The 21,596-nt window shown below is 61.0% G+C and carries 15 protein-coding genes; 3 read left to right on the top strand and 12 right to left on the bottom strand.

All coding sequences use genetic code 11. The annotated features are described in order from the left end of the window. Window positions 1-57 precede the first annotated feature (57 nt). Window positions 58-1,818 carry an arginine--tRNA ligase gene (gene argS, locus ACQ5BM_RS24585; protein ID WP_429817037.1) on the bottom strand — a complete coding sequence of 587 codons (1,761 nt, stop codon included), beginning with the start codon at window positions 1,816-1,818 and terminating at the stop codon, window positions 58-60. A 96-nt stretch (window positions 1,819-1,914) separates the two neighbouring features. Continuing rightward, entirely contained in the window at window positions 1,915-3,132 is a 1,218-nt protein-coding gene (locus ACQ5BM_RS24580) for a deoxyguanosinetriphosphate triphosphohydrolase (protein WP_429817035.1), read from the bottom strand. A gap of 212 nt (window positions 3,133-3,344) precedes the next feature. Here ACQ5BM_RS24580 and erpA point away from each other — a divergent pair, with 212 nt between their 5' ends. Next, window positions 3,345-3,677 (top strand): iron-sulfur cluster insertion protein ErpA, encoded by a 333-nt coding sequence (gene erpA, locus ACQ5BM_RS24575; RefSeq protein WP_057255803.1) that lies wholly within the window; start codon window positions 3,345-3,347, stop codon window positions 3,675-3,677. A gap of 30 nt (window positions 3,678-3,707) precedes the next feature. Here the strand turns inward: erpA and ACQ5BM_RS24570 are convergent, their stop codons facing one another. Next, window positions 3,708-5,171 carry a phospholipase D-like domain-containing protein gene (locus ACQ5BM_RS24570; protein ID WP_429817032.1) on the bottom strand — a complete coding sequence of 488 codons (1,464 nt, stop codon included), beginning with the start codon at window positions 5,169-5,171 and terminating at the stop codon, window positions 3,708-3,710. 206 nt (window positions 5,172-5,377) lie between these two features. Between ACQ5BM_RS24570 and xth the strand changes: the two genes are divergently transcribed. After that, window positions 5,378-6,169 carry an exodeoxyribonuclease III gene (xth, locus tag ACQ5BM_RS24565; protein WP_429817030.1) on the top strand — a complete coding sequence of 264 codons (792 nt, stop codon included), beginning with the start codon at window positions 5,378-5,380 and terminating at the stop codon, window positions 6,167-6,169. A gap of 67 nt (window positions 6,170-6,236) precedes the next feature. Here the strand turns inward: xth and exoR are convergent, their stop codons facing one another. From exoR to ACQ5BM_RS24520, 9 genes are all read right to left on the bottom strand, one after another. After that, entirely contained in the window at window positions 6,237-7,043 is an 807-nt protein-coding gene (exoR, locus tag ACQ5BM_RS24560; protein WP_429817027.1) for an exopolysaccharide production regulator ExoR, read from the bottom strand. Between the two features lie 473 nt (window positions 7,044-7,516). Further along, the gene (locus ACQ5BM_RS24555; protein WP_429817025.1) at window positions 7,517-8,758 is read right to left on the bottom strand and encodes an outer membrane protein transport protein; all 1,242 of its coding nucleotides are present in this window, start codon (window positions 8,756-8,758) and stop codon (window positions 7,517-7,519) included. A gap of 486 nt (window positions 8,759-9,244) precedes the next feature. Further along, window positions 9,245-12,085: a valine--tRNA ligase gene (locus ACQ5BM_RS24550; RefSeq protein WP_429817022.1), complete on the bottom strand. Its 2,841-nt coding sequence runs from the start codon at window positions 12,083-12,085 to the stop codon at window positions 9,245-9,247. A gap of 122 nt (window positions 12,086-12,207) precedes the next feature. Then, the gene (locus ACQ5BM_RS24545; protein WP_429817019.1) at window positions 12,208-13,020 is read right to left on the bottom strand and encodes a DUF2497 domain-containing protein; all 813 of its coding nucleotides are present in this window, start codon (window positions 13,018-13,020) and stop codon (window positions 12,208-12,210) included. Between the two features lie 179 nt (window positions 13,021-13,199). Then, the gene (tolC, locus tag ACQ5BM_RS24540) at window positions 13,200-14,573 is read right to left on the bottom strand and encodes an outer membrane channel protein TolC (protein WP_429817016.1); all 1,374 of its coding nucleotides are present in this window, start codon (window positions 14,571-14,573) and stop codon (window positions 13,200-13,202) included. 287 nt (window positions 14,574-14,860) lie between these two features. After that, window positions 14,861-15,526, bottom strand: a complete 666-nt coding sequence (locus ACQ5BM_RS24535; protein ID WP_173516402.1) for a protein-L-isoaspartate O-methyltransferase family protein — start codon at window positions 15,524-15,526, stop codon at window positions 14,861-14,863. Between the two features lie 236 nt (window positions 15,527-15,762). Continuing rightward, window positions 15,763-16,188, bottom strand: coding sequence for a TonB system transport protein ExbD (gene exbD / locus ACQ5BM_RS24530; RefSeq protein WP_057255784.1), 426 nt, complete (start codon window positions 16,186-16,188; stop codon window positions 15,763-15,765). 3 nt (window positions 16,189-16,191) lie between these two features. Beyond that, window positions 16,192-17,262, bottom strand: a complete 1,071-nt coding sequence (gene exbB, locus ACQ5BM_RS24525) for a tonB-system energizer ExbB (RefSeq protein ID WP_429817012.1) — start codon at window positions 17,260-17,262, stop codon at window positions 16,192-16,194. A gap of 188 nt (window positions 17,263-17,450) precedes the next feature. After that, window positions 17,451-19,787, bottom strand: coding sequence for a ComEC/Rec2 family competence protein (locus ACQ5BM_RS24520; protein ID WP_429817209.1), 2,337 nt, complete (start codon window positions 19,785-19,787; stop codon window positions 17,451-17,453). A gap of 460 nt (window positions 19,788-20,247) precedes the next feature. Between ACQ5BM_RS24520 and gltA the strand changes: the two genes are divergently transcribed. Beyond that, window positions 20,248-21,537: a citrate synthase gene (gltA, locus tag ACQ5BM_RS24515; RefSeq protein WP_173516397.1), complete on the top strand. Its 1,290-nt coding sequence runs from the start codon at window positions 20,248-20,250 to the stop codon at window positions 21,535-21,537. Window positions 21,538-21,596: the final 59 nt, after the last annotated feature.

Below are 21,596 nucleotides of genomic sequence, written 5' to 3'. Positions count from 1 at the left end.
CACTCACAATTGCCTGTATTTATGTGCCAGTGCATTGTGGGAAAATGGTGACAATACTTATCGCATTTCCTCCGGTGCGGAGGTGCCTGTAATAGACAGGCCGGACTTCAATACCGAAGCGACAGCATGCACCAGCCCGAGTCTGGCAGTACTTAATTCTCTATTTTTATCGTTAACAAAACGTAATTCCGGATTCTCTTTACCTTTGTTCCAGTGTCCGTGGAAGGCAGCGGCAAGATCATACAGGTAAAACGCGATGCGATGCGGCTCCTGAGCCAGTGCCGCCGCCTCGATCACGCGCGGATATTCTGCGAGCTTGGCGACGAGCTGAAGCTCCGTCGGATCCTCGATCTGCCCCTGTACGGCACCGGCAAAGTCGAGCGATTCGATATCCAAGTCCGGGAAAGCTTCCGCGGCCTGACGGAACACCGATCGGCAACGTGCATGAGCATATTGCACGTAGAAGACCGGGTTATCCTTGGACTGTTCTGTAACCTTAGCAAAATCGAAGTCGAGCGGCTCGGAATTCTTCCGATAGATCATCATGAAACGAACCGGATCACGGCCGACTTCATCGACGACGTCGCGCAGCGTGACGAAATCGCCTGAGCGCTTCGACATCTTCACCGGTTCGCCGTCACGGAAGAGCTTGACCAGTTGGCACAGCAGAACCGTAAGCTTCGACGAACCGCCTGATACGGCGCGTGCCAGCGCTTCAAGCCGCTTGACGTAACCGCCATGGTCGGCGCCCAGCACGTAGATCATCTCGTCGAAGCCGCGATCGAACTTATCCTTGAAGTAGGCGACGTCGGCGGCGAAATAGGTGTAGCTGCCATCGGACTTGATCAGCGGCCGGTCGATGTCGTCACCGACCTCCGTCGATCGGAACAGCGTCTGCTCGCGATCTTCCCAATCCTCCGGGAGCTGCCCCTTCGGCGGCGGCAGCGTGCCCTTGTAGACGTGCCCCTTGAAGGTCAGGTCGTTGATCGCGGTGCGAATCGCAGCCGCTCCATTGGCGTGCAGCGTCCGTTCGGAGAAGAAGACGTCGTGATTGACGTTCAACGCCGCGAGATCTTCGCGGATCATCGCCATCATGGCATCGATCGTCCGGTCCTTGACGAGCGGCATCCACTTGTCTTCGGGCATCAGGCGCAGGCTCGTGCCGAATTCATCGGCGAGCGCTTCGCCGACCGGAACGAGATAGTCACCCGGATAAAGACCCGCCGGGATCTCCCCGATGTCCTCGCCAAGTGCCTGGCGATACCGCATGAAGGCTGAACGCGCGAGAACGTCGATCTGCGAGCCGGCATCGTTGATGTAGTATTCCTTGGTCACCGCATAGCCGGCAAAGGCCAGCAGGTTGGCAAGCGCGTCGCCGACGACGGCGCCGCGGCAGTGGCCGACATGCATCGGTCCCGTCGGGTTGGCCGAGACATATTCGACGTTGACCTTGCGACCCGAGCCGACGGTGCTGCGGCCATAGTCAAGGCCCGCCCGCACCACGTTCGACAACAGCTTCTGCCAATAGGATACCGAAAGCCGGACATTGATGAAGCCCGGGCCGGCAACGGTCACTTCGGTGACTTCCGGGTCCTGCTTGAGCTTTTCAACGATGAGTTCGGCAAGTGCCCGCGGGTTCAGGCCGAGCGGCTTGGCCAGCACCATAGCGGCATTGGTCGCCACGTCACCGTGGCTCGGATCGCGCGGCGGCTCGACATTGACACGGCCGAAGTCAAGCTCGGATCGCTTTTCTCGAACGCTTTCAAGCGTTTCGAGAATGTCCTTAATTCTTGATTCGAAGTCCGTGAAGAGATTCATCTGATCCGTCCGCTTTTCCCGACCACATGTGGCCGGCGCAAAACTCAAAAAGGAGGCTCGGTTCGTTCGAACCGTAAGCCTCCGGGCGGGGCGTCCCTACCGCAAATCCGGCGTGTGGTCAAACAAGCGCTTGTGCACGCTGATTGCGAAAGTATCGGTCATGCCGGCAAGATAGTCGCCGACATGACGGGCCCGTGCCGGTTTGGCCATGCCGGCAATCTGATCGATCCAATAATGCTCCCGCATTAATTGCGGATCATCCATGAAGGCATTGTAGAGATCGCAGACGATCGACGCCGCTCCCTCCCGCACCCGCATCACTTCGGGGTGCCGGTAGATGCGGGTCATCAGCAAGCGCTTTATCTGCTTGTCGGTCTCGCTCATCTCGTCGGAGAAGGTCGCCATGACCGTACCCGCCTGACGCACCTCGGCCGCGCTCTCCGGGCGAATGTTCGCGATGCGTTTCTGGGCGACACCGATCACGTCCTCGACCATCGCCGTGATCTGGCGACGCATGATTTCGTGCGTGAAGCGGCTGCTTTCAAGGCCGGGATAGCGGTCATGGACCTCGCGCATCAGACGGGCAAGGAACGGCACGTCTTCCAGCATCTCGAAGGTCAGATAGCCGGCCCTCAGGCCGTCGTCGATGTCATGAGTGTTGTAGGCAATGTCGTCGGCGATGGCCGCGACCTGCGCTTCAAGGCTCGCATAGCTCGCCAGCTCCAGATCGTGCAGCGCGCAATAATCGAGGATCGGCTGCGGCACCGGCCCGCGCGTGCCCTGCCCGTCGAGCGTCAGCAGCGGCCCATTGTGCTTGACCAATCCCTCCAGGCTTTCCCAGGTCAGGTTCAGCCCGTCAAACTCGGCGTAGCGCCGTTCGAGTTTCGTGACGATGCGCAGCGACTGGGCATTGTGATCGAAACCGCCATAGGGCTTCAGCATCTCGTGCAAGGCGTCCTCGCCCGTATGCCCGAATGGCGTGTGACCGAAATCGTGAACGAGGGCGACCCCTTCGGCGAGATCCTCGTCAAGCTTGAGCGCGCGGGCGAGTGCGCGCGCGATCTGGGCCACTTCGATCGTGTGCGTCAGCCGCGTGCGGTAATGGTCGCCGTCGGCAGCGATGAAGACCTGCGTCTTGTGCTTCAGCCGGCGAAAAGCCGTCGTGTGCACGATTCGGTCGCGATCACGCTGGAAATCCGAACGTGTCGCGCTCGATGCTTCCGGATAGAGCCTGCCGCGCGTCGCCCAGGGATTCGACGCGAACGGCGCGTGTTCACCATAACCGAAGCCCAGCGCATTTTTGTCGAATGTCATTTTGCACCCAAATCGTCATCCCATTGACGGGACATTGAAGCCTTCATACCTATAGTGAAAGCCACGGAAACGCGTCGCGCAAGCATCGACCGATTCCGTAAGCGAAAGCAACGGCTTGGCCGCGGGAGTTGAAACCACCTCCAGAGGCGGCCGGGACATTGCTGGAACAACAATCAAATCTCTCCGGTTCTTGACCCCGGCAGGAGGCAGATATGACGCAAGAAACCGTGACCCTTTCGGACGCTGCTGCAAAGCGGATCGCCACGATCCTTCGTTCGGACAGTCACAACAATGCCATGCGGGTGTCCGTGGAAGGCGGCGGCTGCTCAGGCTTCTCCTACAAGTTCGACCTGGTCGACAGCGCAAACGACGACGACCTGGTGCTGGAGAAGAACGACGCCAAGGTTTTGATCGACAGCCTTTCGCTCGTCTATATGGGCGGCTCGGAAATCGACTTCGTCGACAACCTGCTCGGCCAGTCGTTTCAGATCAAGAATCCGAACGCGGTCGCAAGCTGCGGATGCGGAACGAGTTTTTCCATCTGACACGGCCAGATGGCCCGATCGAGGTCGCCGTCACAGATATGGCGACCCGAGCCAAAGCAAACGGTTCGCCAGCCGGTCGACGAGCGGCTTGGCGCGCAATGCCTCGAGCGTGACGGGCTCGGCCGAGGCCTGAACATCCGATATCATGCCGCTGATCGTATGGGCAAAACCGTCGTCCAGCACTTCGAGATCGAACTCGAAGTTGAGCCGCAGCGAGCGCGGGTCGAGATTGGTCGATCCGACATAGGCCCAGCACTCATCCACGATCAAGAGCTTCGAATGGTTGAAGGCGCCCGCGGCACGCCAAACGCGGCAGTGGCCTTTCAAGACCTGGTCGAATTGCGCGGTCATCGCGCGATCGACCAAGAGGAGGTTGTTGACCGCGGGAACGATGATATCGACGTCGACGCCCCGGCGGGCTGCAGTAACCAAAGCGCTGATCAGCTCGCGGTCCGGAAGGAAATAGGGCGACATCAAGCGGATGCTCTTCCGCGCCACCGAGAATGCCCCCATCAGTATCTTGTGGTTGGTTTCGTTCGTGGCGTCCGGCCCCGAAGGTACGGCGCGCATCAGCACGGAAGGTGCATCTGCCGGCGGGGGCATGTCTTCGAGCGTCCAGGCGCTGCCCGTCAGCATCTCGCCGCTGGAAAATTGCCAGTCCTCGGCGGCGACCTGAAAAATGTCGGCGACCACCGGGCCACTCACGCGAAAATGCGTATCGAGCGCCGGTATTTCGCCGGCGATCTCGTTGGTAAAGCCGGCGCGGATGTTCATGCCACCGGCAAAGGCAACCCGTCCGTCGACGACGAGGATCTTCCGGTGCGTGCGCAGATTGGCATAGGGCAGCCGCAGCCCCATGATGATATTGCCGTTGAAGACGGCCGTCGGAACGCCAGCGGCCTTCAAATGACCGACAATGCTGGGCACGGAGTAGCGCGCGCCGACTGCGTCGATCAGCACGCGCACCTCGACGCCGCGCGCGACCGCGGCGATCAAGGCATCGGCGAAGCGAAGGCCGACCACGTCGCGATCGAAGATGTAGCTCTCGATCAGGATGCTGCGCTGTGCACCGGCAATGGCCGTCAGCATGGCTGCATAGGCAGCGTCTCCGCCGGCCAGCACCTCGATGCCGTTGCCGGAACACATGCGATGGCGGGAAACACGATCCCCGAGAATCTTCATCGCGGCAAAGCGGTTCCCGAAGCGTCCGGCAATGTCCGTTTCGGAGATATCGAACCTGCCGAACTGATCGGGGCCCTGCCCGCGCAACAGTGCGCGCTGCGAGCCGATCGAGGAGCGACGGATACGGTTGATACCGGCAACGGCATAAAGCAAGGCCCCAACGATCGGCGAGAGCAGAACGACACCGACCCAGCCGGCGGCGGCGCGAACATCGTCCTTGGTCATGGCGGCGTGAATGGCAGCCGGGATGCCAAGCGCGAAGGACAACAGCGCCAGGATATGCGGCCAGTAGTTCTGCACGAGATCGATCATGCGCCGGACTATAGCCGGCCATGAACCGGAATCAATTCGAGCACCCGCACCTATACCGTATAAACTGTGGTCGGCGCCGCACGCCGTCGTTGCACCTTTCCCGCAGGACTGAAAGGCCGCAGGTATCGGATTTGTCAAAAGAATCCGGAGCAGCTAGAAGATTCTCGGCGTCAAGGACTCACCGATATGGAAGGGCGTTTCGAGCCATGAAGATTGCGACCTGGAACATCAATGGCGTCAAGGCGCGAATCGACAGCCTCTTGGCGTGGCTCAAGGAAGCCAATCCGGACATCGTCTGCCTCCAGGAAATCAAATCTGTCGACGACGGCTTTCCTCGTCTGGAAATCGAGGCGCTCGGCTACCATGTCGAGACCCATGGCCAGAAGGGCTTCAACGGTGTCGCCCTCCTCTCCAAGCTGCGTCCGGACGAAGTCAATCGCGGACTGCCCGGAGACGATTCGGACGAGCAGTCCCGTTTCATCGAAGGCGTGTTTTCGGTCGCCGGCAGCGTGATCCGCGTCTGCTCGCTCTACCTGCCGAACGGCAATCCCGTCGATAGCGAGAAGTACCCCTACAAGCTTTCCTGGATGCGCCGGCTTGCCGCCTATGCCGAGCAGCGGCTTCTGCTCGAAGAGCCCTTCATCCTGGCCGGCGACTACAATGTCATCCCGGAGGAGCATGACTGCTGGGACATCAAGGTCTGGCAGAACGACGCTCTCTTCCTGCCTGAAACACGCGCGGCCTTTCGACGCCTGCGCAATCTCGGCTTCACCGACGCCGTGCGGACGACATCGGACGCGGTCCCGCTCTATACGTTCTGGGATTATCAGGCCGGCTGCTGGCCCAAGAATTTCGGCATTCGCATCGACCATCTGATGCTGTCGCCGGAGGCGGCCGATCGGTTGGTTTCAACATCGATCGACAAACATGTCCGTGCCTGGGAAAAGCCCTCGGACCACGTTCCCGTCATCGGCGAGTTTGCCTTCGCCGCCGCTTGAGGCGCGGAACGGCCGTTCGGCTATTCCGTCTCAGCTCTGCTGTTATTGGGATTGTCCTGCGGCGAGATCAGTCGTCGTCGCCCTGCATGTGCAGGTTTTGCGACAGTGCGATTGCCGTGCGACGATCGTCCTCGCTCGCCAGCGAGAACGCTTGCTCCTGCATCGACTGCATCCAGGGCCGATCCTTCGGCGAACACTGGTCGAGTGCGGCGGTCATATAGGCGAGACCACGAACCGTCTGGCCTTCCTGGAAAATCACGTTGCCGAAGACACCCATGGCGCCGGCATGGCCGCTCTTGCGGGCCCGATTGAGCCATTTCTTGGCTTGCTGAACGTTGACACTGCCGCCTTCGCCCGAGAGCAGCATGCGCGCGAGCTGGAACTGCGCCTCGGCGACCCCAAAGGTCGACGCCGCCTGGAAATAGAGTTGCCGCGCCTGGGCCATATCCGACTTGATCGGGCTGTCGGGAATGCCGCGTCGGTAGTAGCCGGCAAGAGAGATCAATGCGTTGACGAAGTAACCGGTATCCTCGGAGCCCGGTTCGACGCCCTGCTGGGCGATCTCGCTATAGATCTTGAAGGCTTCGAGGTCGTTCTCGGCGACACCGTCGCCATAGGCATACATATTGGCCAGAGCCCAGCGAGAGCCGGTATGCCCCTTCTCCGCTGCATATTTGTAGGCTTCGATCGCCTCGTCTTTGCGACCGTTCTTGTAAGCGGAGAAACCGAACTTGAAGAGCGCGAATGGACCGGATTCCTTCGTAACGCCTGCCCCCGGATCAAAGGCAAGAGCCGGCATGGTGATGGTCCCGCAGACCGCCAGCGACACGCCGAGTATCGCAACCTTCAGTGACTTCAGTTCACCCGCAAGCATCACAGTCTAATTCTTCCGTTCCAGCCGGCCACGCCGAACTCATCACCGCTGCAAACACAAACACCCGGGCGACCCGCCGCCGCCCAAAACTTCACCACATCCGTCGACGATATCGACGCGCCCATTCCAGAACGAAACTTCGACACACCCACCGAAAAGACCATTTCAGTCGACCACTTGCACAAAGGCACCGGAGGCCACATCTGACATGAAGATCGACAGTCCAAGTTTCATTTCACACCAAACGCCGCAGGTTTCGTTTTCACGTTGCAGGTTTGTCCCTACTATCGCTGCTCCCTGTTTGTGGCGGGAAATGGACGTAGCCGGGACGAGTCCGATGCTAACAAACTCTAGCATTAAATGTGTTGCTGAATCGTCACATTGCGGGACGCTGCTGGCGCTTGGTTAAACACTCCACACCAAAAGAAAGGCCCGGTTGAAACCGGGCCCGGAACAGTCAGATTAACGAAGGGTCAGAACTTGATCTTGACCGAGGTCGAGACGGCCGCGAAGAAGTCGTCGTCGAAATCGTACTTCACGTCGGTACCGACGGGCTGACCCTGATACACTTGCGGGCCGGAGCTGCCGCCCGTCAGAATGCCGACCGCACCGGCGAGGCGGAACTCGACGTTCTCAGTCGCGGCATAGGAAAGCCCGGTGCCGAATGCCCAGGTATCGGTCTGCGTGCCGAAGCCGTGGCTCGTCCCGCGGTCCCAGGTGATGCTGGCTGCACCGCTAAGCTTATCGGTAAACTTGTGGCCGATACCGCCCGAGATCGTCCAGCCGTCACGGTAGAGCAAGTTGAGGCTGGTGCAGGGCGTGAGCGGGCTGGCCGTACGCGGGCAGAAACTCAGAACCTGGAGTTGGCTCCAGTCGGTCCACTTGACCGAGCCGAACGCCACCCAATCCGGGGCGATACCCGACTGCACCTTCAATTCCAGCGAATCTGGCATGGAAGCGTTGCCGAAGACATCATACTTGGTGCCGATGATGGGCATCCCACCGGGGCCTCGACCAAGCGCCACATCACGCAGATCGATCGAGCCCGAGAGATTGTCGAGATCGACGGCGCTGTTGTAGACGAGGCTCGCACGGACCGCGTATTCAGGAATTTCATAGGCAACGCCGGCACGCCATCCCCAGCCGTCACCCTCGAGATCCAGGCGACCGACACCGCTCAAGCCGAGCGGCGGGATCGCTGGCGAAACGAGACGCTCCTTGAACCCCCCGACTTCCTGATAGAAGACGCCACCGATGACGCGGAACTGGCCCGGGCCGACCGCCCACTTGTAGGAGCAGGTGGCGGCGTAGTTGTCGCTCTCGACCTTCGTTTCGCTGTTGTCGTTCGCGCCCGCCCAGTTAACGCCGGGATTCGAGTGCGCGCCCCAGGGCTGCGAATAATCAGCCATACAGTCGAAGCCTTCGCCGATCCCGGCCTTGATGCCGACGCGCGGCACCCAGTAGCTCTCGGTATCGCGAACGCCACTGGACGGACCACCAGGCGTACCGTTCAACGGGTTGAGATCCACGACGTTGTTGAGTTCGCGCTGCGGATTGACGTAGGTCGCCGACGCTTCTGCCGCGTAGTCCGACGGGTCGAACAGTAGGTCGATGTTGTAGCCACCGCGCTCCAGACCGCCGGCGTGGGCCGCCGACGCAAACAGCAAACCAGCCGCCACCGTCAGGACGCCACGCTTAAAATTCATGTGAGCCATCAAGCTCCTCCCCTGCACTGCACTCTGCGACATTCCACCTCATGCCGCGTGTGGCGAAAGTATTCTCACGAACATGTGAAATCGCAAATGCCGGAGGCAGAGGTGGTGCGGCACTATGGGTCACATGATTTACGTAAGATTCTCATGATTTAGACACATTCGCGCATTTCCGAAATGATATTCCGGGGAATAGGTAAATAAGCCAATAAAATAGGAAAAACTTCCAACACTCGCGAAAGCTGTGTCGCATAGACAACAATATTGGTTTTTGCTGGAGACAACAAAAATGGCCATTGAAACTCCGCCGGCACGTGCCAGGCGATTTCGTGAACGGTCTACAGTATTCGGCCCGGAGATTCGATCGCGAAGCTCACGCGCGCAAGTATATCCGGTTATGCTAAAATAAAAAATCCGCGACATTGCTGTCGCGGATTCTGATTTCCTTGGTCACCTGGTCCTGGGGCGAATACACCCCTAGCGTGCTTCTTAACCGGCTTCCGCCACGCGGGTGAGAGCGACGCCAAGCGATTCCTTCTGAAGATCGAGCTCTACCAGGCGCTCACGCTCTGCTTCCACCAGTTCAGGCTTTGCGTTCGCGACGAACTTTTCATTGGCCAATTTGCCAAGAATACGCTCGCGCTCTGCCTCCACCTTGGAGATCGCCTTCTCCAGGCGCGACTTCTCGGCGGAGAGATCGATCAGGTTGCCGAGCGGCAGGCACGCAGTCGCCTCGCCGACGACGATCTGCGCGCTGCCGCGCGGAGCGACAGACGCATGGTCGATGTGTTCGACACGCGCCAGGCGGGCGATTGCCGGGGCATGCTGCTGGAGCCGCTCGCGCGTCAGGTTGTTCGCACCGACGACGATCAGCGGCGCCGTTGCCGCCGGCGGGACATTCATCTCGGAGCGAACCGAGCGGATGCCCGAAACGAGGTCGATCAGCCAGTTGATCTCGTCGGCAGCGGCATCGTCGGCGTAGGAAGCTGCCGGCCATTCGGCGTGGCAGAGCAGCGTCTCGCGTTCGCGGCCTTCGCTCGCCGTCTGCCCCCAGAGTTCCTCGGTCATGAACGGCATGAAGGGGTGCAGCAGCTTGTAGATCTCGTCGAGAACGTAGGCGACGCAGGCCTGCGACTCGCGCTTGGCTGCCTCGTCCTCGCCATTGAAGACGGGCTTCAGCAGTTCGAGGTACCAGTCACAGAACTGGTTCCAGACGAAACGGTAGAGGCTGCCGGCCGCTTCGTTGAACCGATAGGCCTCGATCGCCTCGGTGACGTCGCGGATGGTGCGCGAAAGCTCCGTCAGGATCCAACGGTTGATGGTCAGCGATGCGGCTTCGGGGATGAAGCCTTCGCTGTCGACCACGCCGTTCATCTGAGCAAAGCGCGTCGCATTCCAGAGCTTCGTGCCGAAGTTGCGGTAGCCGGCAATACGAGCGGGATCGAGCTTAACGTCGCGGCCCTGGGCGGCCATGATCGCCAGCGTGAAGCGCAGTGCATCGGCGCCATATTCGTCGATGAGTTCGAGCGGGTCGATGACGTTGCCTTTCGACTTCGACATCTTCTGGCCGTTCTTGTCGCGAACGAGCGCATGGACGTAGACCGTATGGAACGGCTCGACCGGGGTGCCGTCTGCATCCTTCATGAAGTGAAGGCCCATCATCATCATGCGGGCAACCCAGAAGAAGATGATGTCGAAGCCGGTCACCAGCACGTCGGTCTGGTAATACTTCTCCAGTTCCGGCGTCTCGTTCGGCCAGCCGAGCGTCGAGAACGGCCAGAGCGCCGAAGAGAACCAGGTGTCGAGCACGTCTTCGTCGCGCGTCAGGATTTCGCCCGGCTTGAAGTTCTCGAGCAGGTCCTCGACATAGGCCTTCATCGGACCTTCATGCGCAAGATAGTGCTGGATCGCGGCGTGCAGCGCCTCTTCCTCGGTCCTCTCGACGAAGACCTGACCATCGGGGCCGTACCAGGCCGGGATCTGATGCCCCCACCAGAGCTGACGCGAGACGCACCAGGGCTGGATGTTCTCCATCCATTCGAAGTAGGTCTTCTCCCAGTTCTTCGGAACGAAATTCGTCCGGCCTTCCTTGACCGCGGCAATCGCAGGCTTCGCCAGCGTCTTGGCGTCGACGTACCATTGTTCCGTCAGGCGCGGCTCGATCGGCACACCGCCACGGTCGCCATGGGGGACCATGTGCTTGTGCGGTTCGATCTTGTCGAGCAGGCCAGCCTCTTCGAAGATGCGGACGATGATCTTGCGAGCCTCGAACCGGTCCTTGCCTTCGAGTTCGTCCCATGCGCCATGCAAGGCAGCCGGGTCGGTCAACCCTTCGAGGAACTCCTCGTTGTCCTTGACGGTGATGCGGCCGTCGATCGTCATGATGTTGATCGCGCGCAGGCCTGCACGCTTGCCGACGTCGAAGTCGTTGAAGTCGTGCGCAGGCGTTATCTTCACCGCGCCGGTGCCGGCCGTCGGGTCCGCGTAGCTGTCGGCGACAATGGGAATGCGCCGGCCGACGATCGGCAGGATGACGTGCTTGCCGAGCAGCGGCTTGTAGCGCTCATCATCCGGATTGACGGCAATGCCGCTGTCCCCCAGCATCGTTTCCGGGCGGGTGGTCGCGACGACCAGATAGTCGCGCTTCTCCCATTCGGTAGCCTTGCCTTCCTCATTGAAGGCAACCGGATGTTCGTAGTTGACACCCGGCTCGAGCGGATAGCGCAGGTACCAGAGATTGCCATTGATCTCGTGCTGCTCGACTTCCAGATCGGAAATCGCCGTCAGAAGCTTCGGGTCCCAGTTGACCAGGCGCTTGTCCTTGTAGATCAACCCTTCCTTGTAGAGCGAGACAAAGACCTCCAGAACCGCCTCCGACAGACCGTCGTCCATGGTAAAGCGTTCACGCGACCAGTCGCAGGATGCGCCAAGCCGCTTCAACTGGTTGAAGATCAATCCGCCGGACTCGGCCTTCCACTCCCAGACCTTCTCGATGAAGGCCTCACGCCCCATCTGGCGACGGTGCTGCTGGGTTTCCATCAGCTTGCGCTCGACCACCATCTGGGTCGCAATGCCCGCGTGGTCCATGCCCGGCTGCCACAGCACATCCTTGCCGCGCATGCGCTCGAAGCGCACCATGATGTCCTGAAGCGTGTTGTTGAGCGCGTGGCCCATGTGCAGCGAGCCGGTGACGTTCGGCGGCGGGATCACGATGCAGAAGCTGTCGGCGCCGGGCTTGGCACCCGCGCCTGCACGAAACGCGTTTTCTTCGTCCCACTTCTTGGCGATACGTGGATCGACGGATGCGGAATCGTAGGTCTTATCAAGCATTTTGGAGCCAATTTAGGAGAGTGATGTCTGTGTCTTGTAAACCGGAACGGCCGGTGCAAGTCAACACGAACGCAAAAAGCCGCGACGGTCGCCGCGGCCCCATGCGTCAAACGGTCTGAATTTCAGCGACGCGGCCCGCGGGCAACACGCTCGATTTCCTCGCGAACGAGCCGTTCGACGAGTGTCGGCAGATTGTCGTCCAGCCATTCCTGCAGCATCGGCCGCAGCATCTCCTCGGCGATTTCGTCAAACGAACGCCTCGCGCCCTGGTCGACCGCGAGAGCGAGATTGTCGAAGGATTGCGCGACCTTCCGGCCGACTTCCGGAGAGACGATGGCTGCGATCGCCTTCTCGGGTGCCAGAGCGTCGACCACCGGTGCCGCTGCCTGTACTGGCGATTCAGGGTTGTCGCGACGCTCCGATGAACCGGGGGCAGCGACGGCCTCCACATCCGCGTGCGTTTCAGAGGCGGCAATCGGCTGAACGGCCGGAGCCTTGGGGGCCGATACCGCGGCCATGCGTGACGTTACGACAGGGCTGTCCTGAATCACCGGCGCTGGCGCCACTGGCTGCGTGTCACGCGGGGCAAACCCTGTCGCGTGACGCTCCGACGCAGCGCGAACGCGTGCTGCGACATCCGCCAGGGAGAGCGGCGGCTGTGCGGACACCGTACCAGCCTCGGATGGGACGATGGAAAGCTCTACGGCCGGCGCCGCTGGTGCGGCCCTTGATGCTGTTTCTGTCAGCTCGTCGCGCCGTCCGAAGGCAACCGTCTCTATCTCGCGGTCGATCGTCAACTCGATCTCGTCGCCCGCCTCGTCCTCGAAGTGCTGCTGCGGCCCGGCCTGCCCAGGCTCATTGCTCTCGATGATCTTGCGAATGGATGCCAGGATCTCATCCATCGAAGGTTCACGCGCGACATTGAGCTGTGCCATTTCCATCCTCGTTTGCACGGCCGGCATGTGCTTCAGGACAGGACATGCGCCGATTTCCGACAAACCTTATGTGAGTTCGCGGACGAAACAAACGCCACGAATCAGCCACTCAGATTCTTGCACAGATTTGTTTTCAGGGGAAAAAATAGAAACGCCCCGGGGAGACCGGGGCGTTTTCTTCAGCGACCGTCAACGGTTCGAAGACCGAACCATTTATCCTTGACCGCCTCGTAGTGTTGCTCGGCGCGGTACTCCGCAACCTGCAACCCTTGGCTCTTCACCGTAAGATTCGCGGCTGCCGCAAGCAACGTGTAGCTGGCGACGACGGCGTCGCGCTGTGCCAGGGCGAGCAGTTCCTGCGCCTGAAGCACGTCCTGCTGCGAATCGAGAACGTCCAGGGTCGTACGCTGGCCGACCTTGCGCTCTTCGATAACGCCATCCAATGCCAGCTTGGCGGCGGAGATCTGCGCCTTGTTGGCGGAAATACGGGCAATCGCGGCTTCAAGCTGCGCATAGGCGGAAACGATGGTCTGCTGAACAGCCGCGCGAGCCGAATCGACCAGGATACGCTGCTGCCCCAGGCGTTCCTTTGCCTGGCGGATCTGACCGTATTCGGCGCCGCCCTGATAGATCGGAACCTCCAGCCGCGCCGTTATGCTCGAGGTGTTGTTGTCGAGACCGTTGGTGCTGGCGTTACCGGTGGTGCGGCTGACCTCGCCTTGAAGCCGGACGCCCGGCAGCATCGTGCCTTCCGCAGACTTCACCTGGTAACCTGCCGAGTCGACCGAATATTGCGCGGCCAGAATCGTCGGATGCTCGCGCAGACCCGTTGCGACAGCCTGATCGAGCGAGCGAGGCAGCCCCTTCGAAGCCGGCGAAGCCTGCTTGATGCCCTTCGGCACGTCGCCGACGATCTGCACATAGGTCGCTTCGCTCTGCTTCAACTGAGCGACGGCCACGATGAGCTGCGATTGCGCGTTGGCGAGCGATGCCTCGGCAAGGCTCACGTCCGTGCGCGTGCCTTCACCCACGTCCAGGCGCGCCTTGGCAGCGTTCACCTGTTCCTGCAGGAAGGCGATGTTCTGCTTGCGGATAGAGACCAGCTGCTGATCGCGGGCGATGTTGGAGTAGATGGTCGCAGCCGAGAGCAGGATCTGCATTTCGTTGGCGCGCAGCGTTTCGCGGGTCGAGAACACGTTCGCTTCGGCCGCGCGAACGTTGTTCAGCGTCTGAAAGCCGTCGAAGACCATCTGCGTTATGGAGACGCCGACCTGTCCCTGGTGAAAGTCTTGGGACCTGGTTTTCTCTCTTTCGAGAGTCGTAAGCGTTCCCGTTGCGAAAGCCGCGACTTGGGGCCGAAAGCCAGACTTGGCGATCGGCACACTCTCGTCCGTCGCGCGCAGACCCGCACGTGCAGCATTCAGATCCGGGTTGTTCTCGTAGGCTTTGGCCATTGCGCCGAATATCGTCTCGGCCAGTACTGCATGCGGGGCAACCAGTACACTCGTCGAAACGGCGGCCCACAGAGCCGCTTTACGGACAATCGACACCATTACTTCTCTCTCCGATCGGGGCGGCAGAGCCTGCCCTCTATTTTCCGCAGCGCCGTCCTCGTTATAAAACGGCGCCGCCTAGATACGGCGATGAAGCGCTCACACCGCCCACTGGTGAGCAAATCACTACCACTGCACTCTTTGAAACCCGGATTCCAGATTCCGACAACTGCGCAGACCTACTCTGCGCAGGCATTTCAAAAAGAAACAAGCACCCCGTTGCGAATTGGCAACATTGTTATTTTAGCAGCGCATTTGAATGTTGATGTCCCTCAATAAGCGGGACCTCAAAAAACAAATTCCTGCTCGCGGCGGAAGCCGGGAAGCGGCTTCACCGCAGTGTTGAAGTCGGCACGCTCGGAGGTTCTTCCGTGCTCGTGCACATAGAGTTTAGCGCGCGAAGCGTTGCCAAATCCTTCGACCACGACGAGCCGGCCGCCATCGCGCAATTGTTCGAACAAACCCGCAGGCAACACCTCCACCGCACCGTGGACGAAGATGACGTCGTACGGCGCTTCGGCGGCGTAACCCTTCTCGAGTTCGCCGGTGACGACGGCGATATTGTCATAGCCGAGACGCGCCAGGGTCTCGGTGGCGGTGGCGGCAAGACCCTGATCGCTTTCGAGCGCCACGACCGAACCGGCGATCAGCGACAAGAGCGCCGAAGCGTAGCCGGTGCCGCAGCCGATCTCGAGCACGACGTCGGACTTGGCGATCTCGGCAAGCTGCAGAAGCTTGGCGAGCGGCGAAGGCTCCATCAGGAATCGCGGGGCTGCGCCGTTCGTGCCTTCAAGCGCGATGTCGGTGTCGATATAGGCGAGCTCCTTCATCTTGGCGGGCACGAACTCCTCGCGCGGCACGGTGAGGAAGGCGGACAAGACCGAGTGGGACGTCACATCCGTCGTGCGGATCTGGTTGTCCACCATCTTGGTGCGCGCTGCTTCGAAATTCATGCTAGTGCCCTCGTATCCGGATAGGCGCGGCGCCGCTTTTCGGAGAAGCCCGCGCGATCGTCTTGTGGCTCTCAACGGAAAGCCTTTGACGTAAGCTCTTAAATCGCCGCCCCGCCGGATTCAAGCGACAGCGGCAAATTGCGCCGGAAAAACGGGGAAGAAGGGCCCTGATCGGCCAAGCGCGGCGGCGTGCGGACAGGGCACGACGCATCGTTGAGGCATGGACCCCGGCTAGGTCAGCGCCCGGGCGCACCTTCCAGGCCCACGAGGGCGATCTTGGTATAGCCGGCGTTCTGGATGAGGTTCATGACCGTCATTAGCTCGCCATAGTCCACGGCCTTGTCGGCCCTCAGCAGCACACGCGTCTCGGTGTTGCCCTCGGTCAGGCGCTTCAGCTCGTCGGCGAAGGTCTCGCGGGCCGTTTCTTCGTTGCCGATCGCAAGCGCCAGATCGGCCTTCAAGGTCACGAAAACCGGCTTGTCGTCGCGCGGTGCGGGCTTTGCCGCCGATTGCGGCAAATCCACCTTCATGTCCACCGTGGCAAGCGGTGCCGCCACCATGAAGATGATCAGGAGTACGAGCATGACGTCGATGAAAGGCGTGACGTTGATTTCGCTGTTCTCGTCGAGATCGCCGCCGTCCTGGCTTACCTTTCCGGCCATGGGTCACCCGATCCGTGCGATGGTCGTTTCCCCATGGACGAAGCCTTCCTGACGGCGGGGCTGCGCCTTGCGGACCAGGCGGTGGTCGAGGTCGCGGCTGACGAGCCGCTCTACGGCGGCCGCCGCATCGGCAAGGATCACCTTGTAGCCGCCCACAGAACGGGCGAAGTAGTTGTAGATCACCACTGCCGGAATGGCCGCGATGAGGCCGATTGCGGTGGCGAGCAGCGCTTCGGCGATGCCGGGCGCGACGATCGCGAGATTGGTCGTCTGCGCCTTACTGATGCCGATGAAGGAATTCATGATTCCCCACACTGTGCCGAAGAGGCCGACGAAGGGACCGACCGAGCCGATCGAGGCCAGAATGCCGGTTCCACTGGCCATGCGCTTGCCGGCGCGAACCTCGATGCGGTTCAGCAGCGAAGAGACGCGCTCCTTGATACCATTTGCCGGCGCATGGTCGACCACCGCCTCCGAACGCACCATTTCGTCGATCGCCGCCGTTACCATCTCAGGCGCGGGGCCCGACTTGCCATCGAACGCATTCTTGACATCGGCGAGCCCGTTGGCGGCGGACAGGAGACGAACCGCGCGGGTAAGGCGTGCCTTGGCACCGAAGAGCTCCAGCGCCTTGACCAGGAAGATGGCCCAGGTGGCGATGGACGCCACTGCCAGGCCGATCATTACGCTTTTGACGACCACGTCCGCTGCCATGAACATGCCGACCGGCGAGAGGTCATGTGGCAGCACCGGGCTCGCCGCACCTTCGGCTGCAGCAGCGGTGCCCTCGACAGCAAGGGGGACAGCCTCAGGCGACGTGGCCTGCGCTGCAGGCTGCATCTTGGTGGCTGGCGTCGCCTGGTTTACCGGTGCGCTGCCGGCGGTCTGGCCCTCTGCGACCGGCGCCTGCACAGGCGAACCGGTGGCAGTCTCCTGATTGCCGCTCGTGACCGGGGCTGACGATGTCACTTCACTCACTGATTGAGCGAACGCAACCGCAGGCAAAGCAGCCGATGACAGACCGAGCATCGCGGCTACCAGCAGATTGATCGTCGATCGGGCTCGGTTCGGCATCTTGTTCCTCACATACTGGTCCGTTTCGTCGTGTCAGAGCGAAGGGATGGTCGTCATCCGCCGCATCCCTTGCGTGCATTTTGGGCTCTTTACGCAAAGGGGAGCCGAATGACAAGGATTTGTGGAGTTTATCAATCAAGAATAATTTCGCAACCTCCCGGCGCACAGGACACGCACTGGGACCGCCGTCAAAAGCCTGGCGGATCATCCGTGAAGGTAGCCGTCCGCCAGTCATAGGCGCGGTGCCGTTCCCACGTGCGGGCAAGAGTCGTGAATGCCGTCCGAAACTGCATTGCGGGCGGCGCTTGCTCCGTATCCGATTGCGCTCGTATTTCGATTGCACCCGTACGACGCAGCGCCTGTGCATTCACAGTACGGGCGCGATCGCTCGGGCACGTCGCGCCATCAACCCGGGCGGCGGTCACCACCAAATCCGCCAGGCCGCACAATGCTGGAAAGAGGCGCGGGTTCTCGAGCGCGATGATCGTCCAGCCGTAAGTGTTGCGCGCCGCACACCATTGCTTTTCCCGGCAGATGAAGACACCCGCGGCGTTCGCTTCGATCGCCGATGACAGATCCGCGCGGATTGCGGCCACGTTTTCCTGGTCGAGCGGCGGAGCGCCCTTCCCGGTCGGCTCCGTAGCCGGATAAGGATCGACGGAGGCAGGCGCAGGAAGCGTCACCGGCGCAAGATGGTTTCCCAGCGCGAGTGCTCGCTGCCATTGTGAAAACACGAAATCCGACGGGCGCGTCCTGTTGGTCGCAATCGCGCCGTTCGCGACGAGACCGATGAGGCGGCCATCTTCGGCTATCACGACGTCGGGAAGACGGTCGCGCTCCACGGCGAGGCTGACGAGACCGGCGCAGATCAGCAGGGCCCCTGACAGCGCCAGCCAACTCCGCAATACACAGACGAGAACACCGCCCGTGGCAATCAGCACAAAGCCGAGATGCCCGATGCGACCAGTGACGATCTCGCCGTCAAGCGAGGTTACGAAGCGGGCGATGTCGAGCATTCGGTCGAGGCCCCATGCCATTGCCACCAGCGGATAGTGTTCAAGCCCCAGTGGCATCAGAAGCATGGCGAACAGGCCGAACGGCATGATCACGATGCTGATCACCGGCATGGTGAGAACATTGGCGAGCAGACCGTAAGCCGGCAACCTGTGGAAATAGGCGATCGAATAGACCGATGTCGCCAACCCGCCGATCAGCGAGGTGATGACAACACCGGCGACCACGCCCGTGACCAGCCCCCTTCCCTTGCTCCGTCTCTCCGCCGCCGGTAGCTCCGTTTCCCGCCGCTCGCGCCAGCGCGCATAACCGGCAACGAGCGCAAGGGTCGCGGCGAACGACATCTGAAAGCCCGGCCCGGCAACCGCCGACGGCGTTAGCGAGACGATGACGATCGCCGCAAGCGCGACGTTGCGCAGGCTGATCGACATGCGGTCGAAAAACACCGCCACGAGCATGACCGAAATCATGATCCAGGCGCGCAATGCCGACACGGCGCCACCGGCGATGAGAATGTAAAAACAGACCATCAGCAGTGCGCCGGCCGCCGCGACCTTCTTGATCGGCACGCGATGGGCCAGGCCAGGGACCATGCTGAGAACCGTGCGGGCGCCGATAAGAAAGGTTCCTGCGGCAAGTGCCATGTTGAGGCCCGAGATCGCCAGCACATGCGCAAGGCCGGCTTGCCGCAACACCTCGACCGTCTCGCGGCTGATGGCACGCTCTTCCGCCGTCACCAGTGCAGCGGCAAGTGCTCCGGTATCGCCGCCGATCGCGGTGCGGATGCGCTCTCCGACTGCCTCTCGTATCGAGGCGATACTGGTCGCCAAGGATGAGCTGAAGGAAGGGGTCGCTTCCGATTCTCCGGGCGCAGGCGCTTTTCCGCTCGTGGGCGAACCGTAGAAGAAGCCGACTGCGCCGATGCCCCTGAAATAGCTGTCAAACGCAAAGTCGTTCAGACCCGGCAGCGCCGGACCGGACGGCGGCGACAGCCGCGCCCTGCCCTCGATGGTCGCTCCTATTGGCAGCGGCTCGTCCCGACCCCGCGCCACCAGCGTTATTCTCGTTGGCTGGCGGCGCAGGCGCGGCTTGGCCGTCTCTCGAACCTCTACCCCGTAGCGCCATTGGCCCCGGTCGTCCTGTTCGCGAGAGAACACCACGCCCCGCACATTCGTCGTCACCGGTGCGTCGAGGATAATTGTATCGATACACGCTGTCTCGGCCGCGATCAGCACCATTCCCGCTACAAACAGCGTCGCCGCGATCAGCGGTGCCCGCAGCAATGCCGATTTTCCAACACAAGCCACCGCCGCCATACCAAAAACGCAAAGCAGCAGTGCAAGTTTGGCGATTCCAACATCAAAAGGGAGCGACAGCCAAGTGAGGACACCGAAGCTCAGCAGCACCGGTATCAACACAAAACCGTGACCGAACGCGCGCTCGTCTTCGATCGCGGAGGCGAAAGACTCCTTGACCAGACGCGGGCTGAGGTGAGCCGAGACCAGCGACATCCCGCCTTTGACCCGTGTCGAGAGCAAGGCAGGCGGCGCATTGGGAGCAAAGACTGTAACGGCATTGGCGGGATCGGAACCGGACAACAGGAAGCTGCCGCGCTCCGCGTCGTGCGACGCATACCGCCTTTCAGTATCGCTCATTGCGCCAGTGCTCTTTCCCCCGAATATGCGCTCGATCATGCGACCAAAGGCCCACAACCGCAACTGTTGCGCTATCTGCTGAAAAAAGCGGCAAACCTATATAGAATGGTACCGCACCATCATCCGAGGAGATTATTGATCTCCTTGGACTTATTGCCGTAACATGCCATTGTTGCGTCGCCATATGCACATTTTCGCATCGCACAATTTGCCTTTCGTACAGCTTGGCAGTCGAAAATAAATCATATAGCAAATTCGCAACGTTCATTGTCGTGGCATTGTCTCGGTGCCACGTTGCCATAAGACGGAGGGTCCGATGACTGAAAAAACCGCGGTTGTAACACTCGATGGAAAGTCTGCGGATCTTCCGGTGCGATCGGGGTCCATCGGCCCTGACGTCGTGGACATCGGCTCGCTGTACAAGCAGACGAAGATGTTCACCTACGACCCGGGCTTCACCTCCACGGCGTCGTGCGAATCCAAGATTACCTATATCGACGGCGACGAAGGCGTGCTTCTGCACCGCGGCTATCCGATCGAGCAACTCGCAGAACACGGCGACTTCCTGGAAGTCTGCTACCTGCTGCTCTACGGCGAACTGCCGACGAAGGCACAGAAGGCCGACTTCGATTATCGCGTCACGCACCACACCATGGTGCATGAGCAGATGTCGCGCTTCTTCACCGGCTTCCGCCGCGACGCGCACCCGATGGCCGTCATGTGCGGCTGCGTCGGCGCGCTGTCGGCCTTCTATCACGACTCGACCGACATCACCGATCCGCATCAGCGCATGGTCGCCTCGCTGCGCATGATCGCGAAGATGCCGACGATCGCAGCGATGGCCTATAAGTACCACATCGGCCAGCCCTTCGTTTACCCGAAGAACGACCTCGACTACGCCTCCAACTTCCTGCGCATGTGCTTCGCCGTTCCGTGCGAGGAATATGTGGTCAATCCGGTCCTGTCGCGCGCCATGGACCGCATCTTCATCCTGCATGCCGACCACGAGCAGAACGCGTCGACCTCGACCGTTCGTCTCGCCGGTTCGTCGGGCGCAAATCCGTTCGCCTGCATCGCTGCCGGTATCGCCTGCCTCTGGGGCCCGGCGCACGGCGGCGCCAACGAAGCTGCGCTCAACATGCTCGCCGAAATCGGCACGGCTGATCGCATTCCGGAATACATCGCCAAGGCCAAGGACAAGAACGATCCGTTCCGCCTGATGGGCTTCGGCCACCGCGTCTACAAGAACTACGACCCGCGCGCCAAGATCATGCAGAAGACCACGCATGAGGTGCTCGCGGAGCTCGGCCACAAGGACGATCCGCTGCTCGAAGTCGCGATGGAACTCGAGCGCATCGCACTCACGGACGAGTATTTCATCGAGAAGAAGCTCTATCCGAATATCGACTTCTACTCCGGCATCACGCTGAAGGCGCTGGGCTTCCCCACCACCATGTTCACCGTGCTCTTCGCGCTCGCCCGCACCGTCGGCTGGATCGCCCAGTGGAACGAGATGATCGAAGATCCGGAACAGCGCATCGGCCGTCCGCGCCAGCTCTATGTCGGCGCTCCGCAGCGCGACTACGTGCCGGTCTCCAAGCGCTGATCGGTATCAGAGCAGAAAGCGAAGCCCGGTCAGCGATGACCGGGCTTTTGTTTATGGGG

It is taken from the genome of Ensifer sp. B1-9 (assembly GCF_050474445.1).
In the GTDB taxonomy this organism is placed as follows: domain Bacteria; phylum Pseudomonadota; class Alphaproteobacteria; order Rhizobiales; family Rhizobiaceae; genus Ensifer.
Note: the sequence above shows the minus strand (reverse complement) of the source record. Positions and strands in the feature narration are given on the sequence as shown.

What these genes read in the sequence shown, in the direction of transcription:
- ACQ5BM_RS24555 (WP_429817025.1), bottom strand. Translation starts at nt 8,758, where the DNA reads ATGGCTCACATGAATTTTAAGCGTGGCGTCCTGACGGTGGCGGCTGGT.
- ACQ5BM_RS24545 (WP_429817019.1), bottom strand. Translation starts at nt 13,020, where the DNA reads ATGGCACAGCTCAATGTCGCGCGTGAACCTTCGATGGATGAGATCCTG.
- ACQ5BM_RS24570 (WP_429817032.1), bottom strand. Translation starts at nt 5,171, where the DNA reads ATGATCGATCTCGTGCAGAACTACTGGCCGCATATCCTGGCGCTGTTG.
- ACQ5BM_RS24520 (WP_429817209.1), bottom strand. Translation starts at nt 19,787, where the DNA reads ATGTCGCTGGTCTCGGCTCACCTCAGCCCGCGTCTGGTCAAGGAGTCT.
- ACQ5BM_RS24535 (WP_173516402.1), bottom strand. Translation starts at nt 15,526, where the DNA reads ATGAATTTCGAAGCAGCGCGCACCAAGATGGTGGACAACCAGATCCGC.
- erpA (WP_057255803.1), top strand. Translation starts at nt 3,345, where the DNA reads ATGACGCAAGAAACCGTGACCCTTTCGGACGCTGCTGCAAAGCGGATC.
- exbB (WP_429817012.1), bottom strand. Translation starts at nt 17,262, where the DNA reads ATGCCGAACCGAGCCCGATCGACGATCAATCTGCTGGTAGCCGCGATG.
- exoR (WP_429817027.1), bottom strand. Translation starts at nt 7,043, where the DNA reads ATGCTTGCGGGTGAACTGAAGTCACTGAAGGTTGCGATACTCGGCGTG.
- exbD (WP_057255784.1), bottom strand. Translation starts at nt 16,188, where the DNA reads ATGGCCGGAAAGGTAAGCCAGGACGGCGGCGATCTCGACGAGAACAGC.
- tolC (WP_429817016.1), bottom strand. Translation starts at nt 14,573, where the DNA reads ATGGTGTCGATTGTCCGTAAAGCGGCTCTGTGGGCCGCCGTTTCGACG.
- argS (WP_429817037.1), bottom strand. Translation starts at nt 1,818, where the DNA reads ATGAATCTCTTCACGGACTTCGAATCAAGAATTAAGGACATTCTCGAA.
- gltA (WP_173516397.1), top strand. Translation starts at nt 20,248, where the DNA reads ATGACTGAAAAAACCGCGGTTGTAACACTCGATGGAAAGTCTGCGGAT.
- xth (WP_429817030.1), top strand. Translation starts at nt 5,378, where the DNA reads ATGAAGATTGCGACCTGGAACATCAATGGCGTCAAGGCGCGAATCGAC.
- ACQ5BM_RS24580 (WP_429817035.1), bottom strand. Translation starts at nt 3,132, where the DNA reads ATGACATTCGACAAAAATGCGCTGGGCTTCGGTTATGGTGAACACGCG.
- ACQ5BM_RS24550 (WP_429817022.1), bottom strand. Translation starts at nt 12,085, where the DNA reads ATGCTTGATAAGACCTACGATTCCGCATCCGTCGATCCACGTATCGCC.